The organism is Lactobacillus sp. ESL0237 (genome assembly GCF_003692985.1).
Classification (GTDB): domain Bacteria; phylum Bacillota; class Bacilli; order Lactobacillales; family Lactobacillaceae; genus Lactobacillus; species Lactobacillus bombicola.
The window spans coordinates 116,498-141,366 of record NZ_REHE01000006.1 but is presented as its reverse complement, the minus strand read 5'-3'; the positions used below and the strand labels follow the sequence as shown (position 1 = coordinate 141,366).

The window sequence follows — 24,869 nt, the reverse complement described above, 5'->3', positions numbered from 1 at the left end:
CATTAAAAATTGGCCTGGAAGTTCAAATTAACTGGTTCATCGAGTGTAATTTGAGTAACTTCATAAGTTAGTGTTTCAATATATTCGATCAAAGGTCGACTTAGCAATTGATAATCTGTCTTAGCTAAATCACTCCCATCACCAAAATAATCTTTAATTTGGACAATTTGACTAATCATCCCACTAACAGTAAATTGACCCGGAGCAGGGGCAACTTCAAAAATGACAGTTACATCAAAATATTTTCCTTCCCTACCCTCATCAACTGAACCGTCCTCATTTTGTTTTTCTACTTCCTTCAAACCAAAATTTACTTGGTTCTTAGTTTGTAATTCTTCATTGATATCGTAGTGAAAATTTTTAACTAATATTGGTGTTTCTTTACTATAATCCATTTTTACTCTCCCTTTAAATTACGCTCATAACGTTGTGGCCGATTATAATTATCTTTTAACTTATCATTTGCATAATGATGTGTTATTTCCATGTTAGGAAAACCCTGTTGCCGCAACGCTTCAAGCAAAACAATTGCAACTGAATTAGCCAAATTATAGCACCGAATATTATCTGACATTGGAATACGTAAGTTTCTTTCTTGGTATTCACGCATAAAGGTTTCAGGTAATCCCGTTGTTTCTTTACCAAAAATAAAATAATAATTTTTATTTGAATCAGTATAATCAACCTCAGCATAATTTTTAGATGAAAATTTTGAAATAAGATAAATTTCATCGTTTGGTCCTAATTTTTGTAAAAATGCATCTAAATCATCATGCAAACGAACATCAACCTTGTCCCAATAGTCTAACCCCGCTCGCTTCATTTTTTTATTATCAAATTGAAATCCAAGTGGTTCAATTAAATCAAGCACTGCATTAGACCCGGCACAAGTTCGAGCAATATTACCGGTATTAGCTGGCATCAGTGGTTCATATAAAACAACGTGATTGGTCATTTTTTCTCCTTAATCAAAAAGTGTGGCAACACAACCACACAGTTCTAACTCTTTGTCACTTTTTAACCTTTTGCTGATTAAACGAAGACAAAGATGTACTTTCATCTTCCTCAAATACTTGAGAAACTTTACGGTAATAATTGTACACCCGCATAGTAATAATTTTTAAAATTGCATAAATTGGAATACCAAAAATAACTCCCCATAGCCCCCAAACTGCACTAGAACCTATCAAAAGTAGAATTGTAGTAACCGGATGCATCGCCATTTTATTGCCCATAACTAAGGGGCTAATAATTCTAGACTCAATGGTTTGTTCAATTACAAAAACAATCAATACTTTAATAACCATTGGCATTGACATCATAATCGCAATTACAATTGCTGGCACAAAAGCAATAAATGTCCCAAAATAGGGAATCAAATTCAAAAAAGCACTCAATACTGCTAACGCGATTCCATACTCCAAACCTACCATACTGTATCCAATAGCAAACATTACTCCCACCCAAAAGGCAACGGTAATTTGTCCACGAATATATGAGGCAAGAGCTGTATTAATATCATAAAGTAACTGACTAAAACTTTTTTGCCACCGATAAGGGGCAAATTGGGTAATGTATGGGCGTAAATGGTGTGCATCTTTCAGCATAAAAAACAAAATAAACGGTGCTGTTAAAACTGTCATGAAAATAATTGTTACAATACTAATCGCAGACGAAATATTATTCATAGCAGTATCAATAGTGTTCCTACCTGATTTAAAAATCATGTTTTGAGCCCTAGTAAGAGCATCATTTAAGTCATTTCTCACACTATTTAAATGCGGATCATTTAAAGTGTTCTGAACCACCATTGTGGCATCTTTCCAAATACTAGGCCAATGTTTAATTAAAGAGTCGATCTGCCCTTGAACAATTGGCAAAAGCGTATTGACAATCCAGATAAGTAAAACCGTAACTAATGCAAACAAACCAATAATAGTAGCAATCCGCGGCACTTTAAACTTACGCTCCAAAAAGTCAACTAACGGATTCATAATATAAAATTGAATTAATGCCAACAGCAGTGGTGGTAAAATCGCACTTACAAATACTTTAGCTGGATTTAATATAAAAGAAATTTTATTAAACATCCAAATTACCAAAAAGAATAATAAAATGTTTAATAATGCTACGCTAAAGCGGTTATTCGAAAACCATTTTTGCATAATCGTTGATTTCTTATATTTTTTCTCGTAGTCCATTTAATTTACCCCATCAAATATGCTCGTATTCAATGCTTTCATTTACCTTAAATTTAGGCATACTCTGATTATTGGCAAAAGTAAAATGAATAGCATTAGCTAAAGGATTATCGTCACTTTTTTTATCAAAGCACAAAGTTACCTGTTCTAAAGTTCTCATATTATTTTCAACCATTGTGCCCACATAATCAGCCACATAGGTCTGATTGTCAATCGTAATCTTGTCCCCTTTTTGGAAAACAAAATCTTCGCTTGGTGTAGCTGTACTAAATTTTTGAATAACTGATACATCAAATAATTCAGTTGCAACATTTTCACCAAATAATATTATCATATTGCCCTCAGTTGTAAGAGCTTCTGGGCCAATTTTCTTAATTGTTGCAGTCCATTTCATTTTTTACACTCCTTAACTTCTAATTCTAGCATAATAAAAACCGCTTAACTAATATATAAGTGGCTTTCTAGGATCATATTTACTTCTTACGATAGAGTATCCATTTTTTTAATTCATCAAGTAAAACTAACGGAATTGGTAAACAAAAGAGAAATAGCCAATCAGTCATTAATAAATTAGTCGTATTAAATAATTGTTGTAACCCTGGAGTTATCGTCAAAATTAAGAATAAAAGGATTTCAAAAATAATTCCATACCAAATACCAGTATTACTAAATAAGCCCTTTTTAAAAATTGAAATACGATTCGTTCGACAATTCAAAACGTTGGCAATTTGAGTAAAAATAATTGTCCCCAAGACCATTGTCGTTGCTCTTAGATAAACTTCTCCATTACTAGCTAAGGGAATTCTAGGCCAACCATTTTTCAAATTAACTAGAAAATAAGCACCAATTGAGATCATGCTTGAAATAAACCCATACCAAAGAAAAGCTTTAGCAATTACCGTTTTATTAAGTAAATGTTCTTTACGATTTCTAGGTGCCTGTTTCATTACATCAGAATCGACAGCTTCTCCTCCTAATCCTAAAGCAGGTAACATATCTGTACCTAGATCAACTGTTAGAATTTGCATTACCGTCATGGGTAAAGGTATTATGCCACCAGACAACAAGAATAAAATTGAGGGAAAGGCCTCAGGTACATTTGAGGTGAGTATATAAGTTAAAAATTTTCGAATATTACTATATACAGCTCTTCCTTCTTCAATCGCGGCTACAATTGAAGCAAAATTATCATCTGTCAAAATAATATTTGCAGCATTTTTAGCTACATCGGTCCCTGTCATCCCCATTGCTATTCCAATATCGGCTTGTTTTAATGCTGGTGCATCATTCACACCATCTCCAGTAGAGGCTACTATTTCACCATTTTGTTGTAAAGTTTTTACAACTTTATATTTTTGTTCTGGTGCCACACGCGCAAAAATAACTTCTCCTTTTAGTGCTGCACTCAATTCATGCTTGCTCATTTTTTCAAGTTCATCACCTGAAATAACCCGTGCTTGATTAGTAGTTAGTCCTATTTGAACCGCAACCGACTTAGCCGTTAATTTTGAATCACCTGTTACCATAATGATCTTTATTTTTGCTTCATGACAACGCTTAATTGCATTATAAATTTCTGGCCTTGGTGGATCACTCATCGTCGTTAAACCAACAAAGATTAAGTGTTGCTCAATAGTCGTAGCAGTCACCTTATTAATATCTATACTATCTTTATCAACAATCCGATAAGCCATTGCCATACTGCGCAAACCTTTTAGTGCATATTGAGCATTGTGATTAGCAGCTGCTTGCTGCTGACTAGGAGTCATTGGTTGGAGTTGACCATCAATTTGAATTTGATCACACTGCTTAATAACATCACTAAATGAACCTTTAGTAAATATAATGAATTGTTGATCATTCCAGCGATGAATTGTTGACATGCGTTTGCGCTCAGAATCAAATGGTAATTCAGACAATCTAGGATATTTGATAATTACTTTTGATCGATCAAAGCCTCCCTTTTCAGCCATAATAACTAAAGCTGCTTCTGTAGGTGTGCCTAGTATTTTGGGTTTGGCACCCTTCATTTTAGTCTGCTCAACTGAAGTATCATTATCTAGCGCCGCAATTTCAACCAATTTTTGTAAATCTGGATTCTCATCATACCATAATTGCTTTTTATTTAATTCTATCTGCCCATTGTTTACATAACCGTTGCCAGTTACCCGATATTCATTTTTAGGTGTCCAAATATAATGGATTGTCATTTGATTTTGGGTTAAAGTACCAGTTTTATCTGAACAAATAACGGTCGTCTCACCCAAGGTTTCCACTGAATTAAGTTCTTTAACTAAGGCATGTTTTTTTGCCATTCGCTTTACACCTTGCGCCAAACTCAAAGTAACAGTCGGTAATAACCCTTCTGGAATAAAGGCCACTACCATGCCCAATGCAAAAACAAAGGCTTTGGCAAAAGGATATTTGACCAAAAAAATAGCGGCCAATAAAAACAATAATCCAATCGATACAGCAATCATTGATAATTGTTTAGTCAACCGATTAAGTTCTTTAGTTAAGGGACTATCAACCTTTCTTTGTTTTTGAGTTAATTGAGCAATTTTACCAAATTCTGTCTCCATTCCCGTAGCAAAAGCAATCGCTCTTGCCGTTCCAGCAGCAACAGAAGTTCCAGAATAGACCAAATTAGTTTCAGCATATTTTCCTTCTCCTGGTGCATACTCAACTGATTTTGATTCTGTCGTTGACTCACCATTTAACGCACTCTGGTCCACTTGTAAAGAGCTAGCAGAAATTATACGGGCATCAGCCGGAATGGTATTGCCAGCTTGCAGAATAAAAACATCACCTGGGACTAATTTTTTGGCATCAAGCTGAACCTTTTTACCATTGCGAATCACCTGCACATAGCTGGGCAGCATATTATTTAAGGCATTTGTGGCTTTTTTAGCTGCTCGTTCCTGCCAAAAACTAAATAATCCATTAATAATATTAACTAGCCAAATAGCAATTCCTAATTCCAAAGTACCACTTAATATGGCAATTGCACCTGATATCCATAGTAAAATGGCCATCATACTAATAAAATTTTTTAAAAAAGATTTCCACTCTGATTCTTCTTGTGGTTTTTTTATTTCATTTAAGCCATACTTTTTTAACCTATTATTAGCTTCTGTTGAAGTCAACCCAACATCAGCAGATTTCAAATTTAAAAAAACTTCCGAAATTTTATTCTGAGCATAAAGTTTACGAATTTTATTCTGTTCCATTACAAATCCACCCCTTAGTTATAAGTTTCATTTTTATTAATAAAGCTAACTATATACTCTAACATTTTTTTAAATATTTACCTGATTATAAACTCATCCGCCAATTTAGCATGCTATACTTAATATGGATATTAAATTTAGGAATATTAAATTTGGGAGGCTCACAAATGAAATTATTAATTGGCGGTTACACTAAGAAAAAGGCGACAGGTATTTATGAACTACCCCTAGCCAATTCTAACGAAAATTCCCAGCCAGAAGTTGGCTCAGCTAAAGAAATAATTAAGATTGGTGGTCCAACTTACTTTGTCCAAGATAATGATTTACTTTTTACTATCAATAATGCTGGTAACCAAGGCGGAATTAGTTCTTTTCAATTGCTCAAAGGTAAGTATCTCGAAAAAGATTCATACTTAACTACTGGATCTTCACCTGCATATATTGGCATTAACCGAGAAAGTAAGCTTTTATATTCAGCAAATTACCATACTGGTCTCTTAGCGATCTTTTCTTACGACAGTAATGGTACTTTAAAATTATTGGCTTCTCTTACTCATACTGCTGATTCCCTAGGACCCCGTCCCGAACAAGTTGATGGTCCACATCCACACTTTTTTGATCAAACACCGCAAAAAAATTTAGTTAGTTGCGATTTAGGCAATGATTGTGTTGATTTTTATAGTTTAGAAAATAATCAGCTAAAGCATCTAGCCAAATATCAAAATGAAGCAGGATTTGGTACTCGTCATTTAGTCTTTAGTCCTGATGGTCAGTATTTTTATGTTGTAGGCGAACTAGCAAGTAAAATTAACGTAGTTAAATTAGACGAAAAAAACTGGTCCTTCGAAAATATCGCAACTTATTCCACAATTCCGACCGATTATTCAGAACATAATGGTGCTGCGGCAATCAGAATGAGCAATGATGGAAAATTTATCTATGTTTCAAATCGAGGACACGATTCAATTACTGTTTTTTCAGTGAAAGCAGATCATACTTTAGAATTACGGCAACGAATTTCAACTTTTGGTGAGTTCCCTCGTGATTTTAATTGGGACAATGATCAAAAATTACTTGTAGTAACTAATCAAAATACAGATAATGCCACACTGTATACCCGTAACGCAGAAAATGGTTGCTTGACCCCTATTCAAAAAAATATTTATATTCCAGAAGGAACATGTGTTCTTTTCGATGAATAATAAAAAAACGGTATTGTTCTAATACCGTTTTTTATGTTAGAGATAAAAATTTACGTTCCTGCCACAATTTTTGCATATCCGCCGCATCTGCAATTTCTACTTTAACTAATTCGTTTTTGTCAAAGGGATCTGGAAAGGCTAAGTAAAAGCAGTTTAATGCTTGCCGCTTAAATTCATCCTTAATACCGTATAATGGATCCCCATATAAAGGATGACCAATTGCTTGCATATGAAGTCGAATTTGATGTGTTCGCCCTGTATAGAGACGAAGTTCTACTAAACTCATGTCTGGAATTTGGTCAATAACCCGATAAGCAGTCACTGCCTTTTTGCCTTTTACATCAATGGTTCGCTTAATAGCTTTATTCATACGACCGATTGGCAAATCAATCATACCCTCTAATTCATTTTGGCTAAAGTTGCCATGAACAATTGCATGATATTTTTTGACGAAATCAGCTTTACTAATTTTGCTAAAACGACCATGAGCGATTGCATTCTTGCCTACAAGTACCAAACCCGAAGTATCACGATCAAGTCTAGTAATTATATGTGGCTTTACTTCGGTTAACTTATTTCTAGCAAAGTAACCTAGGACTCGGTTAACAATAGCATTATCATCATAGCGAGATGGTATTGACAGTAAGCTAGCTGGCTTATTAATTACTAAGTAGTTTTCAGTTTCTTTAATAATATTCAATGGCTTATTCGATGGTTTTAACCACAAATTAGCGGGTTCTTTACCAGGTATAAAAATAACTTCATCCCCAGAACGAACCAGATAATTTGTATAACGCTTTTTGTGATTAACTAATAGCCAACCCCCTAAGTTCTTGGCATTATTAATTGCTTGCTTTGAAAAGCCACTTTTTTCTAAAAATGAGCCCAAAGATATGGGCTTATCAGTTGCAACTATTACTTTAAAAATCGTCATCTTTATCACCAATAAAGGCATTTTGTACCCGCGTCCAAAAATATGTATGCCCAAAGCGATCAAATCTAATCACTTTATTAGAAATACGATAATTAATTTTCTTAGCATTGCGCACATTAATTTGACTACCATCAATTGTCATTACAAAATGATCAGCTTTAGGTACAATTGTAATCCATTGCTCAGGTGCAATGACTATTGGGGAAGATAATGTTCTAAAAACCCGATTATTAATCGAAGCAATTTCTGCCATTTGTAAAGCCTTAAGTTGTGGGTGAATAACGGCTCCACCTAACGATTTGTTATACCCAGTGGACCCTGTTGGCGTTGAAATACACAACCCATCACCACGAAAGTTTTCAAAAAGTTGATCGTCAATATAAATATTAGCTTCCAAGGTATGCGATATTCGTTTAACAGCTGACTCATTCAAGGCTAAATAATGTTTGGTATCTCCGGCTTCCGTGACTAGTTCTACTTCAAGTAAGGGATACTTAGCAGATTCGGGCTCACGCAAAAAAAGCGCATCTACCATCTTATCAACATCGACACTTCGCCAATCTGTATAAAAGCCTAAATGTCCCGTATGAATACCGATAAATCTAATTGAGCTAATTTGGCTTTCATAGCGATGAAAAGCGTTAATTAAAGTCCCATCTCCGCCAACTGTTATAACCACATCAGGATACTTTGCATCAAAAACCACATCGTTTTTAGTAGCAAGAAGTGACTTAAGTCTTGCTACTACCTGTAAAGTTTCATCATTATTATTGTGGGCAATTGCTATCCTCATTAATTTTCCTTACCTTTATTCTTGGTAAAAACTTTTTGCGCTTCTTGTACCTCATCTTTAATGAACGACATCTCCTCATCAAGCTTATAAGCCGTTTCCGCAGTCGACTTTAACCGTTTAGAAATATCTTTTGGATATGAACCCTGATATTTGTAGTTCAGGGTATGTTCAACGGTTGCCCAAAAATTCATTGCCAATGTTCTAATTTGTATTTCAGCAAGTAATTTTTTTGATCCTTCTGGTAAATAAATAGTGTAAGAAATTACCATATGATATGAACGATAGCCAGATGACTTAGCGTTTTTGACATAATCTCTTTCTTCAACTACTTCCATATCATCACGTGCATGAATCAAATCTACAACTTTATAAATATCGTCAACAAACTGACAAACAATCCTAATACCAGCAATGTCCTGCATGTCCGTTTCAATTACTTCTGGACTAATAACACGCCGTTGCATTTTTTCTTTAATAGAATCAACCGATTTTACGCGACCAACTACAAATTCTATTGGTGAATGTTCTCTTTCAGTTAAAAAACTCTGTCTAAGGGAACGAAATTTTATTTTTAACTCACGCACAGCCTCATCATAAGGCCATAAAAAATTTTCCCAATCAATATTCATAGAAATAATCCCCTTCTTAAACAGCATCTATATTTTAACACAAAACTGATGATAGCAATTTCACGCCTTTAAGCTTACTACTGATTTAAGTTTTTTTTATGAATTATGCATATTAATTATATTAGATTAATTTTAATAAAAAATATTTTTTTATTTATTAGAAATTTAGTAATTTAATTATTTTATAAATTATATATCAATACTATCAGAGCAACTTTCTTTTAGCTTATAAACTACAAAAAGCAAACATTGTCAAACCTATTTTTTGACTAATATGGGCAAAATAGCGCAAAATAGTTAACAATTCCTTTTATCAATGAATACGTGCTATTTCTATCCAAAGCAAGACTATACAGCAATTAAGGAGTATAATTTTAAGGTAAGCCTTCTCATGGCTGAATTTTAAATTAAAAAATATAATATTCTGAATTATAACTTGGCTAAAGATTGGAGTAACTTCAGATGGCAAAAAATAGCGAAATTGAAGCTAAAATTATCCTACCTCAAAAAACTTATCAACAACTTTGCGATAATTTTACAATAAAAAGTAATTTTGACCAAGAAAATTATTATTTTGATACTGCAGATAGCTCACTTAAAAACATGCAAATAAGCTGTCGTATTCGTATTTTTAACAATTATGCCGAACAAACTTTAAAGATACCAAGTAAAATTGCTAAACAAACTAATTTTCATGCAGCAACTGAACTTACTGATACTTTAACTTTAACTGAAGCACAAGAAATGATTAACAGCGGCCAACAGCACATTCCTGTTACTTTTGGTAAAACTGGTGGGCATTTTCTTATTGAACATTTGGGACAAAATTGTGAATTATATTTGCAAACTTTTAGTAAAACTCATCGAATTTTAGCTTACGGACCCAAAAATTGCGAGCTAACTTTTGATGACACTGTTTATCCTGATGGTTACGAAGATTATGAACTTGAAATCGAGAACCCTAAAATTTCATTAATTAGCGACGTTTTAAATTTACTAAAAAAGGAGTATGTAATTAAGCAAAGCCCAGCTAATACAAACCAAGCAAAAATTAAGCGGGCTTTCGAGCATCGTGCTAGAATATGACTATGTTAGTATATTTTTCGGAGGATAGATATTGTTAGATTAATAATTGCACAGACAATTATGGAGGACCTGATTATGTTCGAGATTTTTCTCTTTGTAAATCCTATAGGTATCTATTGCTACGACACAGAGATTCTGATTAAAGAAGCGATCGATGAACTCAACCTTAATACTTCGTTCCATTTTATCCCTATAACTAATACTATGGTTGCTAGAGATGATATTATACGAAGAAAAAAAGAAGGTCAAAAGGTAAATGATATTCCACAGTACACAGTTGCTTCGCATCAAGCTTTACGCTATTATCATGCAATAAGATTTGAATATGGCAACAAAAAAGCAAGATTATATTTAATCAGTTTACAAAAGGCAATCAGTAGAAATTTCAATAATTATTCTACTGATTTACCTAAAAAAATAACATTAGATTTAAATCTAGACTTTAATCGTATCAATAACCCTAAGATAGATAAATATATCAAAGATTCAATTCAACAAGATAAAGAACTTGTTAAAAAGTTCAATGTCCGCAATATTCCCACAACAATTATTTTTAATGAAAATGGTAATTATAATGGTATCTTAATAGAAGGAACAGTTGCTCACGATAAATTAATTACCCTTTTTAAAAACGATTATCGACTTAACGAGGAACCAGGATATCTGCCAACTAATCATCTACATTTGATGTAAAAAAGTAATAACATTATCACAACTATTAACTTTACGAAAATTAGTAAATACGGTTGGTGGTAATTCATCAATGGTAAGGTTGCGTTGATATAATTGATTAGCGATTTTCATACCTTTAATAGTTTTTTGTGTTAATTGCAATTGTAAATAATTTTTTTGTGTTCTAGGATCAACGCAATATTGTTTCAGTATCGGCTTAAAATGCCATAATTTAGCTAAGCCATGAGAATTAATAACAAAATTCTTTGTTTGATAGTGAACTTTACTTGTAATTGGTTCAAGCTGAACATTATATTTTAGCCGTAGTATTTTTTGCTTGGGTACAATTTCTAAATAATAGTCATGCCACAACTTGTTTTTACGAAAAAAATTAAGTTGTGACTTTTTTATTTCTTGTAATAAATAATGACGCTCACCAACAATCCAAATATCTGCAACCCCAATATTTTTATATAAATTATGCCTTTTTGTAAATTCTACTTTACTCAATGGTGCACACTGAATTTCAAAGGCCAGTTTTGAATTCACTAAAATATCGGCTCGTAATTGCCCGTTAGCCAAACTAATTTCTGTTTGCGCACTAAATTTTGCCTCTAAAAGTGCATTTTTTAATATAGCCTTACTTAAGGCATGTTCTTCTTTTTCCCCGCTTAAATTATTATTACTAGGAAAATGTTTAAAGTAAGCCGATTTTTCTTTAATTACCAATTTAACTCTTTGTTTACACTGCGGACAAATATAATTATTTTTAGCTAACATTTTTGACTGACTTTGTGCCTCAGTCACCGCCAATACTAACTGATTGTTTAACAAAGCTGCATACAAAAAAATCACCCAAAATTATGTACGCAAAAAAGGTTAAGTTGACCTTAACCTCCCCTACTTTTATTAATTTTTACTATGACTGAAATAATGTTTTAAAATTTCAAGTGCATCTTGCTTAATTAAACATTTACCTGTTGTTCTGATACGTGCCATTTTATTAGGACGTACCTTAACACCATATTCATTTGCAATTGACCAAACTTCTGCTGGCTTCAATTCATTAAAATCATCATCTTTAAAAGCTAAATCCAAATAAAAGTACTCGCGCTCAAAATAAAGACTCGAAAGAAGCATTTGTTCTGGCACACTTTCTGCTAGTTCAGTTACCTGATTAAGATCACTAAAGCTATAAGCTTGCCGCTTATGTAATTGCTGATCTGACTTTTTAGTTTTTGGTTTAAGTGAACTAGCTAATTCTGATAAAGGCGAATTTTCATCGTCTTTTTGTCGCTGTTCATCAGTAAAATTATTTTCATCGTCGTCAGCAGCATCTGATTCTAAATCTTCAAAAGCTTTATTTAAGACCGGATTATCATTTTTTAAATCGCTATCAAATAATTGTGACAACTCTGCACGATCTTGCTTTGTCACTTTCGTTATTAATAGATCTAAGCCACCATTATTGGGCATTACTTGAAAAGTGACCGGGGCATCTTGACTAAATGAATGGTCATTATCAATTTCTTCTAAAATTGAATAAAAGAATTGCTGAATTTTATTTTTATCCCCTAATAAATCCAATACCTTAAGCCCACGCTTGGACAATTCATTTTTATCTATTCGTACTCGAATCGTGTTTTCATTAATACGTTTTACTTGCATGAATTCTCACCTCCATCGAATCCTTTTATCTATTGTAGCTTATTTTATAACTAAAATAAAAGCGTTAGTTTAAATACCAACGCTTTTATTTAAATTTTTGCATTAATTATATGTCAGCGATTTTTTGCATTTCTTCAAGTTCGAGCCGACGAACTTTACGCGGTAAAAACCGCCTAATTTCATCTTCATTATAACCAACTTGTAAGCGACGATCATCCATAATAATCGGACGTCTTAACAAACTAGGATTTTTTTCAACTAAATTAAGCAACTGATCAATTGATAGATCATCAAGATTAATCTTTAGCTGTTGAAAAGCTCTTGAACGTGTAGAGATAATTTCTTCGGTACCATTCTCAGTCATTCGTAATATTTGAATAAGTTCCTCTTTCGTAAGTGGCTCTGAAAAAATATTTCTTTCTTTAAAAGCAATATCATGTTTTTTCAACCAAGCCTTTGCTTTACGACACGAGGTACAACTCGGAGATATATATAAATTCACCATATATTTCACGCTCCTTTGAACAATACGATTTCTTTTACCTCTTTAGTATAACATAACACTTCTTTTTTGTAAGTAATATCTTGTATACTAACCATATCTTTATATTAAATTACAAAGATGAATAATCTGTGACTTTTTTATCAAGAAAACGTTAAGATATAATAAAAGAGTATTAATGATATTAATACTCTTTTATATTTTTTATTTAATTAGTTAACTTTGACATTAAATCATTGACTAACTTCTCATTGTCTTCCGCCGTTTCCGATACAAAGCACGCCTGATTGGCCAAATCTTTAATATCTTCAGTATTCAGCTTCTTCATTAAACTTCTAATTCGTAAAATTGATGTGGCACTCATTGAATACTCATCAAGTCCCATTGAAAGTAAAATTGGGAACATGATATTATCGCCAGCTGCTTCACCACACATACCACACCATATATTATTTTCATGGGCAGCATCTATAGTGTGCTTAATTAAGCGTAATACGGCTGGATTAGCTGGTTGATACAAATAAGAAACATTATCATTACCACGATCAGCAGCCATCGAATATTGAATTAAATCATTGGTACCAATTGAGAAGAAATCAACTTCTTTGGCAAATTGATCAGCCATTACCGCCGCAGCTGGTATTTCAATCATCATTCCGACTTGCAAGTCAGAGCCAACTTTAATGCCTGCTGCTGTCAATTTATCTTTTTCAGTAGCTAAAATCGACTTAGCCTTGCGCAATTCACCTAGAGTACCAATCATCGGGAACATGATTCCCAATTTTCCATAAGCCGAAGCCCGCAATAATGCACGTAGTTGTGTTCTGAAAATTTCTTCATTTTGTAAAGATAATCTGATTGCTCGTACACCGAGGAATGGATTCATTTCTTCGGGTAAGTCCCAATAATCAAGGTGTTTGTCACCACCAATATCCATGGTTCTAATAATAACTTGCTTACCATTCATACCTTCGATAACTTCTTTATAGGCTTCGAATTGCTCTTCTTCAGTTGGAAAATTTTTCGAATCCATATATAAAAATTCAGTACGATATAGTCCGATGGCTTCAGCACCGTTATCATTTACACCTTGCATGTCATTAGGTGTACCAATATTAGCAGCAATAATAAACTTCTTGTTATCAGCAGTAACTGATGGCTCATTTTTCAATTTTTCCCATTCAGCTTTTTGCGCCAAGAACGCTTCACTTTTTTGCTGATAGGCTGCTATTTGGTCAGCATCTGGTTCAATTACTACATCACCATTTAATCCATCAACAGCTATATTTTGACCATTTTCAACATCAGCAGTGATTGATTCAGTACCAACAACAGCTGGCAATTCAAGCGAACGAGCCATAATTGCCGAGTGCGCCGTCCGCCCACCAATATCAGTAACGAAACCTTTAACAAAGTTTTTATTTAGTTGAGCAGTATCACTTGGCGTCAAATCATGAGCTACGACAACCACTTCATGGTCAATCGTTGCCGGATTAGGTAATTCTTTTCCTAATAAGTGAGCCATAATTCGCTTAGAAACATCACGAACATCGGCAGCACGTTGCTGCATATATTCGTTATCAGTCATACCTTCAAAAATTGTAATAAATTTTTGAGCAGTTTCATCAAGTGCAGCTTCACTATTAATTTTTTGTTCCTTAATTTCGGTTTCGATTGCACCAGTAAATTCAGGATCATTTAAAATCATCAAGTGAGCTTCAAAAACTTGTGCTTCTTCTTCTCCCAAGCTTGTTTTAGCACTATCACGAATCTTTTCAACTTCAGCAGTTGAAACCTTAATTGCTTCGTGATAGCGAGCTAGTTCACCTTCAACATCGCTGACATTAGCCTTTGAAAATGAAAGATCCGGTTCTACCAAGAGATAAGCTGGTGCTACAGCAATACCATCACTTGCAGCAATTCCTTTTAATGTCTTGGTCATTATTCAGCTAAGCCTTCTTTTTTCATTGTTTCAGAAATAGCTTCAATAGCATCCTTTTCGTCATCACCATCAGCACTAATTGAAACATCAGCATTTTTGCCAACACCAAGTGACATAACACCCATGATTGACTTCAAATTAACTGATTTGCCATTGTATTCCAAGTTGATGTCTGAACCAAACTTAGAAGCAGCTTGTACTAACAAGGTAGCAGGACGAGCATGAATACCTGTTTCTGCAATAACATGAAAATCGCGTTTTTCCATTATAATATCTCCTTTGAATTCAAAAAAATAAAACCGGTAGTAAATACCTATTCGTGTACTTAGACTATCATTTTTTTGCAAAATAGACAACATTAATGTAACAGTTTACATCATTAAACTTGTGTCTTCTTTTGCATGTAAATTATTTGACCTCCACGGAGTGCCTTACCAGTTATATTTTGTCTTTTCCCAAAAGATCTTAAAGCAGCTTGGAAAGCAAAGGCTTCTTTTGGGTGAACTTGATATGAATCAAGTTCACCGCTAGCTAACTGCTCAAGAATTTTTTGATAATCCAAATATACCACCGTTTCTTTCAAATTAATAATAATCTAGATAAATTTAGCAAATTTTTGACTACTTTGCTTATCTACATTTTAACATATTGTACCTACATCCAACCACCAAGCTTTTATGTTTAGCACTTGATTATTAAGAGTGCTAATTATATAATTTAGGGAAAGATGAATCAAAGCGAAAGGCGGTAATATAATTGCTTTGTCAAAACTGTCATAAACGACCTGCTTCCATTCACCTCTTTGCTCAGGTAAATGGTGAAAGTCGCGAAATCAATTTATGTGGTCAATGTTATCAAGAACTTGAACAACAAGGAAATATTAATATGAGCAATAACAATAATAGCTTTTTCGGTGATTTTAATAATCCATTCAATAATGGTGGTAATGCCGATGATTCACAAATGAATAATAATGGTGGGACTTCAGTTGGCAATAATGGCGGTAAGCGGTCACTTTTAGATCAGTATGGAACTGATTTAACTGATTTAGCTCGAAAGGGCAAAATCGATCCAGTGATTGGTCGTGACCAAGAAATCGCTCGTGTAATTGAAATTCTAAATAGAAGAACTAAGAATAACCCTGTCTTAATTGGCGAGGCTGGTGTAGGTAAAACTGCAGTAGTTGAAGGATTAGCTCAACAAATTGTTGACGGATCTGTCCCAGCTAAATTACAAGACAAAAGAATTGTTTCATTAAATGTGGTTTCTTTAGTTCAAGGGACCGGAATTCGTGGACAATTTGAACAACGTATGCAACAACTGATTAATGAATTACAAAATCAAGATGACATTATTCTTTTTATTGATGAAATTCATGAGATTGTTGGTGCAGGAAACGCTGAAGGGGGAATGGACGCTGGTAATATTATTAAACCGGCCCTCGCCCGTGGTGATTTACAATTAGTGGGAGCAACTACTCTCAAAGAATATCGTGAAATTGAGAAAGATTCAGCCTTAGCTCGAAGATTTCAACCAGTTGATGTAAAAGAACCCTCTGTTAAAGAAACAATTCGCATTCTCCAAGGAATTAAAAAGCGTTATGAAGATTATCATCATGTACAATATACAGATGATGCTATTCAGGCTGCAGCTGAATTATCTGAACGCTATATTCAAGATCGCTTTTTACCAGATAAAGCAATTGACCTACTTGATGAAGCTGGTTCGCGTATGAATCTAACAATCCCTTATGTAGACAAGGACAAAATTAAAGAACGTATTGAAGCTGCACAACAACTTAAACAGGAATCGCTTAAAAACGAAGACTATGAAAAAGCCGCTTATTACCGTGATCAAATTGAAAAATATAATAAAATGAAAAATCAAAACGTTGATCCGGATAAGTCACCTATTATTACAAATAAAATAATGGATAAAATTGTAGAAGAAAAAACAAGTATCCCGGTAGGCGAATTACAAAAGCAAGAAGAAAATCAATTGCAAAACTTGGCTACAAATTTGAAGTCACATGTTATTGGCCAAGATGAAGCTGTTGATAAGTTGGCGCGAGCTATTCGCCGTAATCGAATTGGCTTTAACAAATCGGGTCGTCCAATTGGCTCATTTCTTTTCGTTGGGCCAACTGGAGTTGGTAAAACAGAGCTAGCAAAGCAATTAGCTAAGCAAATGTTTGGTTCAGAAAATGCCATGATTAGATTTGATATGTCAGAATTTATGGAATCCTATTCAGTTTCTAAATTAATTGGTTCTGCACCGGGTTATGTTGGCTATGAAGAAGCTGGTCAATTAACTGAACAGGTTCGGCGTAATCCATACAGTTTAATCTTGCTAGATGAAATTGAAAAGGCTGATCCATCTGTAATGAATTTATTCTTACAAATTTTAGATGATGGTCGCTTGACTGACTCACAAGGACGCCAAGTTTCATTTAAGGATACAATTATCATTATGACTTCAAATGCAGGTCAAGGAATTAAACGTGCCAGTGTAGGCTTTGCTGCTGAAACCGCAGGCAAAAAACCCGATTCTGTCCGTAATTCAATGAGTGAATTCTTTAAACCTGAATTTTTAAATCGCTTAGACGATGTAATTGAATTTAACGAATTATCAACTAAAGATTTAGTTAAAATTGTCAATTTAATGCTTGATGAAGTTAACGGTATGGTCAAAAACCAAGGAATTAATATTACCGTTACAGACGAAGCTAAGGAGCAATTAGTTCAAGAAGGATATAATCCAGCAATGGGGGCACGCCCACTTAGAAGAATAATCCAAGAAGAAATTGAAGATAAAGTAGCTGATTTTAAACTTGATCATCCAACAGCTAAAAAATTACTTGCCAAAGTTGATAATCAAAAAATAGTCATTAGTGAAGAAAAATAATATTTTTATTAAATATTAAAGAAAAAAGTGAAAATTAGCGTTATAATAAAGTAAAGAAATAGTGAAAATAGAAGAAATGGGTGAATAGCATGCATTTGATAGATGTGACCAATAGTTATCGTGAATTAGTTCATAGTCAACTAAATACAACTAACGTCAATTATGTCAAGGTTTATTCCCTAGGCAATACCTCTGTTATCTATACTGAAAGTGACGATGCAATCGAAATTGTTTTGGAAAACCACAACCGACGTGTTCGTAAAGAAGAAATTGATTTTATCATTGAGCGACTAATTAAAGAAGAAGCCCCAGCATATACATTGATATCTGATAAAAATCAAAGAGTAATGGAAATTCACGTTGATAAATAAGAGTCTAAAAAGAAGCTAGCTCTTTAAACTAATATAAAGAGGGTTTGAACATAAATGTTCAAACCCTTTTTGGTGGTCTGGGAAATAGTTTTTCCCAGATTCTTATTTTTTTACATACTGTAAAGTGTTAATTTATGAAAACATTTTAACTTCAAGGAAAGTTCTTTTTACCTATAATTTTTCAGTCAATTTAACATCTGGATATTTATCTTGGAAAAATCTTTCAGCAAACTGATTTTCAAATAAAAACAAAGGTTGATCATAACGATCCTTTACAAGCAAGTTACGGCTACTTGACATTGCTGGATCCAATTGACTAGGATCAATCCATTTAGCTACACGATGACCAATATTAGTCATTTCAATCTCAGAATTGTACTCATTCTTCATCCTAAATTTAAAAACTTCAAATTGTAACTGACCAACTGCACCTAAAATATAATCATCTGTTTGGTAATTACGATAAAGCTGGATTGCTCCTTCTTGAACCAACTGGTTCATTCCTTTATGAAAGGACTTCTGTTTCATCACATTTTTAGCTGTAACACGCACAAACAATTCTGGCGTAAATTCTGGCAAGGCAGGATACGTTATCTTGCGTTTACCAGCATAAATACTGTCACCAATTTGAAAATTACCCGTATCATATAAGCCAACAATATCGCCAGCGACAGCATCAGAAACTTGAACTCGCTCACTAGACATAAATTCAGTCGCATTATTTAATCTAATTGGCTTATCAGTTCGCGCTAAAGTTACATCGAGTCCCTTTTTGAACTCACCACTACCGATTCTAACAAAGGCTATTCGATCACGATGCTGTGGATTCATATTTGCTTGGATTTTAAATACAAAGCCAGAAAATTCTGCATCATCTGCCTCCAAGCGTTCATCCTGATTAACCACATGGCTTGCAGGGGCAGGTGCTAATTTAACAAAACCCTTTAAAAAAGTTTCCACGCCAAAATTAGTTAAGGCTGAGCCAAAAAATACTGGGGTCTGGTCACCAGCCATAATCTTAGTAAGATCAAAAGTATTTCCCGCTTCTTTAATTAATTCAATTTCACCTAAAGTGTCTTGGAACTGAGGATTTTGACTCATTGGCTCACTGGCCGGTAAAGTTCCCGCTTCATTTAACGGAATGAATTGTTTTGCCCCTGCTTGATGATATAATTCAACCTGATTGTTTGCTATATCATATAATCCTTGCAGTGTTTGACCGGAGCCAATTGGCCAATTCATCGCCACCCCCTCAATTCCTAACAAGTCTTCTAATTCAGCAATCAAGTCGAGCGGTGGGCGCCCATCGCGATCAAGCTTATTCATAAAAGTAAAAATTGGAATGCCGCGTTGCTTGACGACTTTAAACAATTTTTTGGTTTGAGGTTCAATTCCCTTAGCCGAATCAATTACCATAACGGCAGAGTCAACTGCCATTAAGGTCCGATAGGTATCTTCTGAAAAATCTTCATGTCCCGGAGTATCGAGAATATTTATCCTTTTTCCTTGATACTCAAATTGCATCACAGAACTAGTAACAGAAATACCACGTTGTTTTTCGATTTCCATCCAATCACTAGTCGCATAGTGGCCCGTTTTTCGTGCTTTAACGGTACCAGCATTACGAATTACTCCTCCAAAAAGAAGCATTTGCTCTGTAATTGTCGTTTTACCTGCATCAGGGTGTGAAATAATAGCAAATGTTCTTCTTTTTTGTACTTTATCTAAAAGTCCCTCACTCATTAATTACTCTGCTCTTCTTCCTTTTTTGCTTTTTGTACTTCTTTTTCTGGTATGGTCAACAGAACGGTTGCTAACCTTGAACGCATCATTCTTCTAGTGGTCAAAATCATCCCATTATCAAGTTTAACTGATAGTTTTTCACCTTTAGCAGGAATAATACCCAATTTGGTGATAACAAAGCCAGCAATTGTATCAACATTTTCCATTTCTAAATTTGTTCCAAATTGCTCATTAAATTCATCAAGTGACATTTTGCCATAAATGACGTACTTATTAGATGCAATTTGCTGAAATAATACTTCAGCGCGATCAACCTCATCATCAATATTGCCAACTATTTCTTCAATTAAGTCTTCAATTGTAGCTAATCCAACTACGCCACCATACTCGTCCGTTAAAATAGCAAGTTGTTGCTGACTTTGTTGCATTTCAACTAATAATTCACTCAAATCTGTTGTTTCTGGTGCAAACAAAGGTGGATTCATTACGTCAGCATAATCCAACTTATCAAAGCCCTTTTCACGCGCTTTACGTAAAACTGTTCGAATATGAATCACCCCAACAATTTTATCCTTATCCTTTTTATAAACCGGAATGCGTGAATATGGCTCGCGTAAAATTTCATCAAGATTATCTTGAAAACTTTCGCCGCAATCAACCATAAAAGCATCAATTCGTGGAACCATTACCTCACGAACCATTCTGCTTTGAAAATCCAAAACTGCAGTTAACATAGAAAATTCGCTATCATTAATCTCATTGCATTCATGTAAGGCTTTTATTTCTTTTATTAAATGCTCTTTTGTTTCTTCATCACTTGAAGGGGATAATTTATTTTTGAAACGTCGAAATAAATTACCCTTTTCGGGGTCGCTAGCCATATTTTTTCTCTCTTTCTTAAAATAACAATTCAAGTAGTCACATTATATCATGTACCGCGCTGATATGTTAAAATACACGTAAGAAATGAGGTTTAATCTATGAAAAAAAGTCACGTCTTACTTGTCTTCACCTTTTTACTATTAATTCCCTATTTGTGTAGCCTCACAATTATTGGCATCGGCTATGATGCACTCGTTTTACACTCGGCTGATTTATTTAGAACGGTCATTGGAGCAATAGTTGGCGCTTTTATTATGTTTGCCATTAAAGCAACTATTCAGCGACCTGTCGATCTATTGGCTGTAGAAGTTAATGATGGCATTCTTAAACAGCTGCTACGCTTTTTCAGTATTAGGCGACGATATCTACTCCTAGTGGCAAACGTCATACTTGATTTTATTTTATGTTTTGCGGCAACTTTTGTGGTTAGACATTTTCTAACTTTAGATCAAATAGTTGGCAAATCTGTCGGCTTTGTTTTCTTGATTATGCTTTTATCAACATGTTTAGGTGCTTATGTTGAATATGACAATCTTTCTATTGACCCTAACCAACATTAGCTTTTAATTATCAGCCTCAAGATACAACATTTGGGTTAATTGTTTAGTGTCTAAATTTAAATCTTGCACTATATATGGCATTGAACTATCACCAAGATTTTCATAAGTTTGAATACCTTCATCCCTTACTTCTTGTAAAAATTGTGCTACAACAACATTTAAAGGCTGACTAAAAAATGAAAGATTTTGATTATTCTGTTGTTTAATTGCTACTTGCGTCTCAGGTAAAACAAAACGCAACAATCCTTGCGGAACTTCAATTTCTTTAGCAACAGTTACACCATACCAATACATAAAATTTTCTGGACCAAAAACAATCATATTACTTCTTTTTGCCTTCAAATTATTATTAGCCAAGAAGGACTGAAAGACTTCATTTTGCTCCATTTCTAAATTAGCTTGTGTAAAAGTGCGTTGCTCGTCTAGCAACTGATCAGCAAAAGGGCGGCCGATAAAAGTTAACTGCGGTTGTAATTTTTTCATAATTAATCTCCTAATATTCTCCCAATTCATCAAGTGGGATAATTTCTCCTTGCAGGAAAGACTCAATTTCGCTACTACTAAAGCCATGTGCATAAAGATAATTACGTATCTTAATTTCACGTTCACTTTTATTTAACCTTCGAAATCGTTTATAGGCTTTTATCCCCTGCTTTTTTAAAGCAGCTAATTGTGCTACTTGATTTGTTTGTAAATTGCTTTGGGCAACAATTGCAGCGCTAAGGTCACTAGTAAAGCCATGACTCAGCAATTTTGTGCGCATCTTACGTTCAAGTTCCAGTTGTGCTATCTGACCAATTTTACTTTTCAATGACCGTAAAACATGTAATCCTGGTTCTTGCCACTGTTCCTCATCAACCTGCTCAAACGCTTGCTGAATTATTTCAGGATCAATTCCCTTTTGCTCAAGCTTACGCGCTAAACTTAGTGGTCCATCAGTGCCAATACGTAAATTTTGTTGTAATACAAGGTTTACGTATTGCCGATCATCCAAAAAGCCCATTTCACTAAGTTCTCGTACTGCACTTTGGGCTGACTGTTCAGCAATACCATGCTTGCTTAAATATTGTAACACTTCATAAACCGTACGCGGTTCATAACTTAGAAAAATTGATGCCATACTTGTTGCCTTAGCATCAGCATCAAATTGTTTTACGGCTTCAACTTTCTCATTACTTAATTCTTGTCCTTTTAAAAGTACAAATTCAGCTATTGTTCGTTCACTAGCTGAAAAAGCATACTGACCATCTAAGAAGATATTATAGCGACCAGGTTTTTTTTGACTACTAACTTTAGTAATAATCGGCATCTTTATCCACCCTCCTATTATTTCTCTTTTATGCTAACAAATTTCTTTGTTTCTTGCTAAAAACTTTTTCGATAGAGTAGAATATGTTATTAACCCTTAATATTTTTATTGTAGAAAGAAAAAATTATGAACCAAAAAGTTAAGCAAACAATGACTAACGAAAAAAATGTAATTATTACGATTAAAAGACTTGGCATTAATGGAGAAGGTATTGGCTATTATCGTAAAAAAATTATCTTTATTCCAAATGCACTACCTGATGAAGTGGTAGTTGCCAAAATTATTAAAGAATTCCCTCATTACATTCAGGCTGAACTAGTTCGCATCAAAGAAAAAAGTCCTGATCGAGTAGATTTTCCTGCGGGAGTAGATTTAGCAATTGGCGGCTTAGAATTAGCCCATCTATCCTATCAAAAGCAACTAAAATTTAAACGGGATAATGTTTTAGAAGCCTTGAAAAAATATCATCCTCGTGGTTATAACAAATATAAAGTCAAGCCCACAATTCCAGCACCCAATCAATGGCACTACCGTAACAAAGCTCAATATCAAATTGAACAAGATCATGGGCAGATTAATTTAGGTTTATTTGCGCCTAATTCCCACCAGCTATATGACTTACCCATTATGCCAACCCAAAGTGAAAAAACGCAAAAAATTGAGCGCCAAATTAAAGAGCTAGTAGAAAAGTTTCACGTAGCGATTGCCAATCCATACCGCCATACAGATGGTTTAAAAACTATTGTAGTCCGTCAAGCCCAAGCAACTAACGAAATACAAGTCACTTTAGTAACCGTCGGCCATCTTATTAAAAACTTACCAGCATTAAGTGCCGAAATTATTAATTTACCAAATGTTGTCAGTGTCTTTCAAAATGAGACGGATTGGCACAATCCACAGGTCTGGGGTAATAAAACCACCAAACTAATGGGTAAAAATCAAATTATTGATGAGATTTTAACGAAAAAATTTGCTCTCTCACCACGAGCCTTTTTCCAGCTTAATCCAGTCCAAACCGCAACACTTTACTCACATGCTCTGAAGTTTTTAGATTTAGGTCCAGAGGACACCCTAATTGATGCTTATAGTGGAGTCGGAACTTTAGGAATCTTAGCAGCAGATCAAGTTAAACAAGTAATTGGTATTGAAACTATCCCGGAAGCTGTTGCAGACGCCAACCATAACGTTGAATTAAATCACTTACATAACGCCAACTATATCCAAGGTAGTGTTGAAAAAATTCTTCCTCAACTAGAGCAAAATGGGGTCTCAATCGATGCACTAATCGTAGATCCACCTAGAACAGGTTTAGCCAAAAGTTTAATTAAGACTTTACTAAAAATTAAACCCAAAACTTTTGTTTATATTTCTTGTAATCCATCTACGCTAGCGCAAGATCTCGTTTTACTTAGTGATATTTATAATGTTCGTTTAATCGAAAACGTCGATATGCTACCGCAAACACCGCGGTGTGAATGTATTGTTAAGTTAACTTTAAGATAATAAAAAACTGACACAATTTAAAGTAAGTTCCAAAAGTTGAACTAATAAATTTTAATAATTACTGGGCTAAGGCTTGATGGCAATCTTCAATTGGCATTAAGCCTTTTAGTCTGCACCTTATGCAGATAATCATTAATCACTTGCCTTAATTCAAGTAAATTGTGATAGCCAGCTTCGTACCTAGAAAAGATTTCCGTTCTTAAGCCTGCAAACAAGTGCCCATTAAATTAAACCATCATTAAGTGAATTGCCCTTGGGCGAGAGAAAATTAAATTCCTGAATTGGAAAAAAGGAAAGGAAGAAAATGTGTGAAGCTACAGACTATGTAAAAGAACAAGGACACGTCATTATCATTTGCGGCAATATCTAAAAATTATGATTATATTTTTATTAGCTCATAACGAGTTCGTTGACCCACATTCAACAAAACACAGATAAACACTAAAATTTAACTTTACCAAGTTATGAGATGGGGCTTTTAAGCCAAAAATTGTTTAGCTAGTTGCCCCCTTTGTTTTGATTGCACCCATAATCTTAGTTAAGTCTTGCTTATTGCACCCTAAGCGATCAAGTTCGGTTACAATTGCCACATCATCTTCACGGATCTAATCTAACATGTTTTGCAGTTGGGGTCATTTAGTATTTACCCCCGGCATTTTGGCACTAAATAAGCAATTCAATTAATTATTTAACATAATAATAGTTTTGCTTAATAATTTTCAATTAGGATTGCAATTA

The 24,869-nt window shown here is 34.2% G+C and carries 25 protein-coding genes; 7 read left to right on the top strand and 18 right to left on the bottom strand.

The features are described 5' to 3' along the window. Positions 1-2: 2 nt before the first annotated feature. The 5 genes from F5ESL0237_RS02315 to F5ESL0237_RS02295 all read right to left on the bottom strand — a co-directional run bounded on the left by F5ESL0237_RS02315 (position 3) and on the right by F5ESL0237_RS02295 (position 5,431). A complete protein-coding gene (locus tag F5ESL0237_RS02315; RefSeq protein WP_090093051.1) occupies positions 3-395 on the bottom strand; it encodes a DUF1149 family protein in 393 nt (130 codons plus the stop codon). 2 nt (positions 396-397) lie between these two features. Then, positions 398-955 carry a tRNA (cytidine(34)-2'-O)-methyltransferase gene (locus F5ESL0237_RS02310; RefSeq protein ID WP_122021459.1) on the bottom strand — a complete coding sequence of 186 codons (558 nt, stop codon included), beginning with the start codon at positions 953-955 and terminating at the stop codon, positions 398-400. A 55-nt stretch (positions 956-1,010) separates the two neighbouring features. Continuing rightward, positions 1,011-2,201 carry an AI-2E family transporter gene (locus F5ESL0237_RS02305; RefSeq protein ID WP_090093049.1) on the bottom strand — a complete coding sequence of 397 codons (1,191 nt, stop codon included), beginning with the start codon at positions 2,199-2,201 and terminating at the stop codon, positions 1,011-1,013. A gap of 13 nt (positions 2,202-2,214) precedes the next feature. Next, positions 2,215-2,595: a PTS glucitol/sorbitol transporter subunit IIA gene (locus F5ESL0237_RS02300; RefSeq protein ID WP_122024522.1), complete on the bottom strand. Its 381-nt coding sequence runs from the start codon at positions 2,593-2,595 to the stop codon at positions 2,215-2,217. Positions 2,596-2,674: 79 nt separating this feature from the next. Next, a complete protein-coding gene (locus tag F5ESL0237_RS02295) occupies positions 2,675-5,431 on the bottom strand; it encodes a cation-transporting P-type ATPase (RefSeq protein ID WP_122021456.1) in 2,757 nt (918 codons plus the stop codon). A 167-nt stretch (positions 5,432-5,598) separates the two neighbouring features. Here F5ESL0237_RS02295 and F5ESL0237_RS02290 point away from each other — a divergent pair, with 167 nt between their 5' ends. After that, positions 5,599-6,633 (top strand): lactonase family protein, encoded by a 1,035-nt coding sequence (locus F5ESL0237_RS02290; RefSeq protein ID WP_122021455.1) that lies wholly within the window; start codon positions 5,599-5,601, stop codon positions 6,631-6,633. A gap of 31 nt (positions 6,634-6,664) precedes the next feature. Here the strand turns inward: F5ESL0237_RS02290 and F5ESL0237_RS02285 are convergent, their stop codons facing one another. Genes F5ESL0237_RS02285 through F5ESL0237_RS02275 form a run of 3 tightly spaced genes read right to left on the bottom strand, consistent with a single transcriptional unit; the run spans position 6,665 to position 8,989 of the window. After that, positions 6,665-7,567 carry an RluA family pseudouridine synthase gene (locus F5ESL0237_RS02285; RefSeq protein ID WP_122024521.1) on the bottom strand — a complete coding sequence of 301 codons (903 nt, stop codon included), beginning with the start codon at positions 7,565-7,567 and terminating at the stop codon, positions 6,665-6,667. After that, positions 7,554-8,360 carry an NAD kinase gene (locus F5ESL0237_RS02280; protein ID WP_122021453.1) on the bottom strand — a complete coding sequence of 269 codons (807 nt, stop codon included), beginning with the start codon at positions 8,358-8,360 and terminating at the stop codon, positions 7,554-7,556. The genes F5ESL0237_RS02285 and F5ESL0237_RS02280 overlap by 14 nt, the downstream gene beginning before the upstream one ends. Next, a complete protein-coding gene (locus F5ESL0237_RS02275; protein WP_122024520.1) occupies positions 8,360-8,989 on the bottom strand; it encodes a GTP pyrophosphokinase family protein in 630 nt (209 codons plus the stop codon). The genes F5ESL0237_RS02280 and F5ESL0237_RS02275 overlap by 1 nt, the downstream gene beginning before the upstream one ends. A 462-nt stretch (positions 8,990-9,451) precedes the next feature. On the opposite strand from F5ESL0237_RS02275, the gene F5ESL0237_RS02270 reads away from it, so the two are divergent. Next, a complete protein-coding gene (locus F5ESL0237_RS02270) occupies positions 9,452-10,075 on the top strand; it encodes a CYTH domain-containing protein (RefSeq protein ID WP_122024519.1) in 624 nt (207 codons plus the stop codon). 75 nt (positions 10,076-10,150) lie between these two features. Beyond that, positions 10,151-10,768 (top strand): DsbA family protein, encoded by a 618-nt coding sequence (locus tag F5ESL0237_RS02265; protein ID WP_158592377.1) that lies wholly within the window; start codon positions 10,151-10,153, stop codon positions 10,766-10,768. Here the strand turns inward: F5ESL0237_RS02265 and F5ESL0237_RS02260 are convergent. The 6 genes from F5ESL0237_RS02260 to F5ESL0237_RS02235 all read right to left on the bottom strand — a co-directional run bounded on the left by F5ESL0237_RS02260 (position 10,754) and on the right by F5ESL0237_RS02235 (position 15,421). Continuing rightward, the gene (locus tag F5ESL0237_RS02260) at positions 10,754-11,602 is read right to left on the bottom strand and encodes a competence protein CoiA (protein WP_370448606.1); all 849 of its coding nucleotides are present in this window, start codon (positions 11,600-11,602) and stop codon (positions 10,754-10,756) included. The two genes, F5ESL0237_RS02265 and F5ESL0237_RS02260, sit on opposite strands and share 15 nt — an antisense overlap. Positions 11,603-11,656: 54 nt before the next feature. Next, positions 11,657-12,415 carry an adaptor protein MecA gene (locus F5ESL0237_RS02255; protein WP_122024517.1) on the bottom strand — a complete coding sequence of 253 codons (759 nt, stop codon included), beginning with the start codon at positions 12,413-12,415 and terminating at the stop codon, positions 11,657-11,659. 106 nt (positions 12,416-12,521) lie between these two features. After that, positions 12,522-12,920, bottom strand: coding sequence for a transcriptional regulator SpxA (gene spxA / locus F5ESL0237_RS02250; RefSeq protein ID WP_090093032.1), 399 nt, complete (start codon positions 12,918-12,920; stop codon positions 12,522-12,524). A gap of 205 nt (positions 12,921-13,125) precedes the next feature. Further along, positions 13,126-14,859, bottom strand: coding sequence for a phosphoenolpyruvate--protein phosphotransferase (gene ptsP / locus F5ESL0237_RS02245; protein WP_122024516.1), 1,734 nt, complete (start codon positions 14,857-14,859; stop codon positions 13,126-13,128). After that, positions 14,859-15,125, bottom strand: coding sequence for a phosphocarrier protein HPr (locus F5ESL0237_RS02240; RefSeq protein ID WP_090093029.1), 267 nt, complete (start codon positions 15,123-15,125; stop codon positions 14,859-14,861). Before F5ESL0237_RS02240 ends, ptsP begins: the two co-directional genes overlap by 1 nt. A gap of 113 nt (positions 15,126-15,238) precedes the next feature. Next, positions 15,239-15,421 carry a hypothetical protein gene (locus F5ESL0237_RS02235; RefSeq protein ID WP_090093245.1) on the bottom strand — a complete coding sequence of 61 codons (183 nt, stop codon included), beginning with the start codon at positions 15,419-15,421 and terminating at the stop codon, positions 15,239-15,241. 194 nt (positions 15,422-15,615) lie between these two features. On the opposite strand from F5ESL0237_RS02235, the gene F5ESL0237_RS02230 reads away from it, so the two are divergent. Both F5ESL0237_RS02230 and F5ESL0237_RS02225 read left to right on the top strand, forming a co-directional pair. Continuing rightward, complete coding sequence (locus F5ESL0237_RS02230) at positions 15,616-17,763, top strand: ATP-dependent Clp protease ATP-binding subunit (RefSeq protein WP_122021446.1); 2,148 nt, start codon at positions 15,616-15,618, stop codon at positions 17,761-17,763. 89 nt (positions 17,764-17,852) lie between these two features. Then, on the top strand, positions 17,853-18,134 hold the full coding sequence (locus F5ESL0237_RS02225) for a DUF1827 family protein (protein ID WP_090093025.1): 282 nt from the start codon (positions 17,853-17,855) through the stop codon (positions 18,132-18,134). A gap of 171 nt (positions 18,135-18,305) precedes the next feature. Here F5ESL0237_RS02225 and F5ESL0237_RS02220 read toward each other — a convergent pair whose 3' ends face one another. Both F5ESL0237_RS02220 and F5ESL0237_RS02215 read right to left on the bottom strand, forming a co-directional pair. Next, positions 18,306-19,877: a peptide chain release factor 3 gene (locus tag F5ESL0237_RS02220; protein WP_122021445.1), complete on the bottom strand. Its 1,572-nt coding sequence runs from the start codon at positions 19,875-19,877 to the stop codon at positions 18,306-18,308. Next, positions 19,877-20,758, bottom strand: coding sequence for a hemolysin family protein (locus tag F5ESL0237_RS02215; RefSeq protein WP_122021444.1), 882 nt, complete (start codon positions 20,756-20,758; stop codon positions 19,877-19,879). The genes F5ESL0237_RS02220 and F5ESL0237_RS02215 overlap by 1 nt, the downstream gene beginning before the upstream one ends. Before the next feature lie 99 nt (positions 20,759-20,857). On the opposite strand from F5ESL0237_RS02215, the gene F5ESL0237_RS02210 reads away from it, so the two are divergent. Next, positions 20,858-21,319 carry a hypothetical protein gene (locus F5ESL0237_RS02210; RefSeq protein WP_122024515.1) on the top strand — a complete coding sequence of 154 codons (462 nt, stop codon included), beginning with the start codon at positions 20,858-20,860 and terminating at the stop codon, positions 21,317-21,319. 3 nt (positions 21,320-21,322) lie between these two features. Here F5ESL0237_RS02210 and F5ESL0237_RS02205 read toward each other — a convergent pair whose 3' ends face one another. Further along, a complete protein-coding gene (locus tag F5ESL0237_RS02205; RefSeq protein ID WP_122024514.1) occupies positions 21,323-21,802 on the bottom strand; it encodes a hypothetical protein in 480 nt (159 codons plus the stop codon). Positions 21,803-21,812: 10 nt separating this feature from the next. Continuing rightward, on the bottom strand, positions 21,813-22,628 hold the full coding sequence (recX, locus tag F5ESL0237_RS02200; protein WP_122024513.1) for a recombination regulator RecX: 816 nt from the start codon (positions 22,626-22,628) through the stop codon (positions 21,813-21,815). 126 nt (positions 22,629-22,754) lie between these two features. On the opposite strand from recX, the gene rlmD reads away from it, so the two are divergent. Then, on the top strand, positions 22,755-24,131 hold the full coding sequence (gene rlmD, locus F5ESL0237_RS02195; RefSeq protein WP_122024512.1) for a 23S rRNA (uracil(1939)-C(5))-methyltransferase RlmD: 1,377 nt from the start codon (positions 22,755-22,757) through the stop codon (positions 24,129-24,131). Positions 24,132-24,869: the final 738 nt, after the last annotated feature.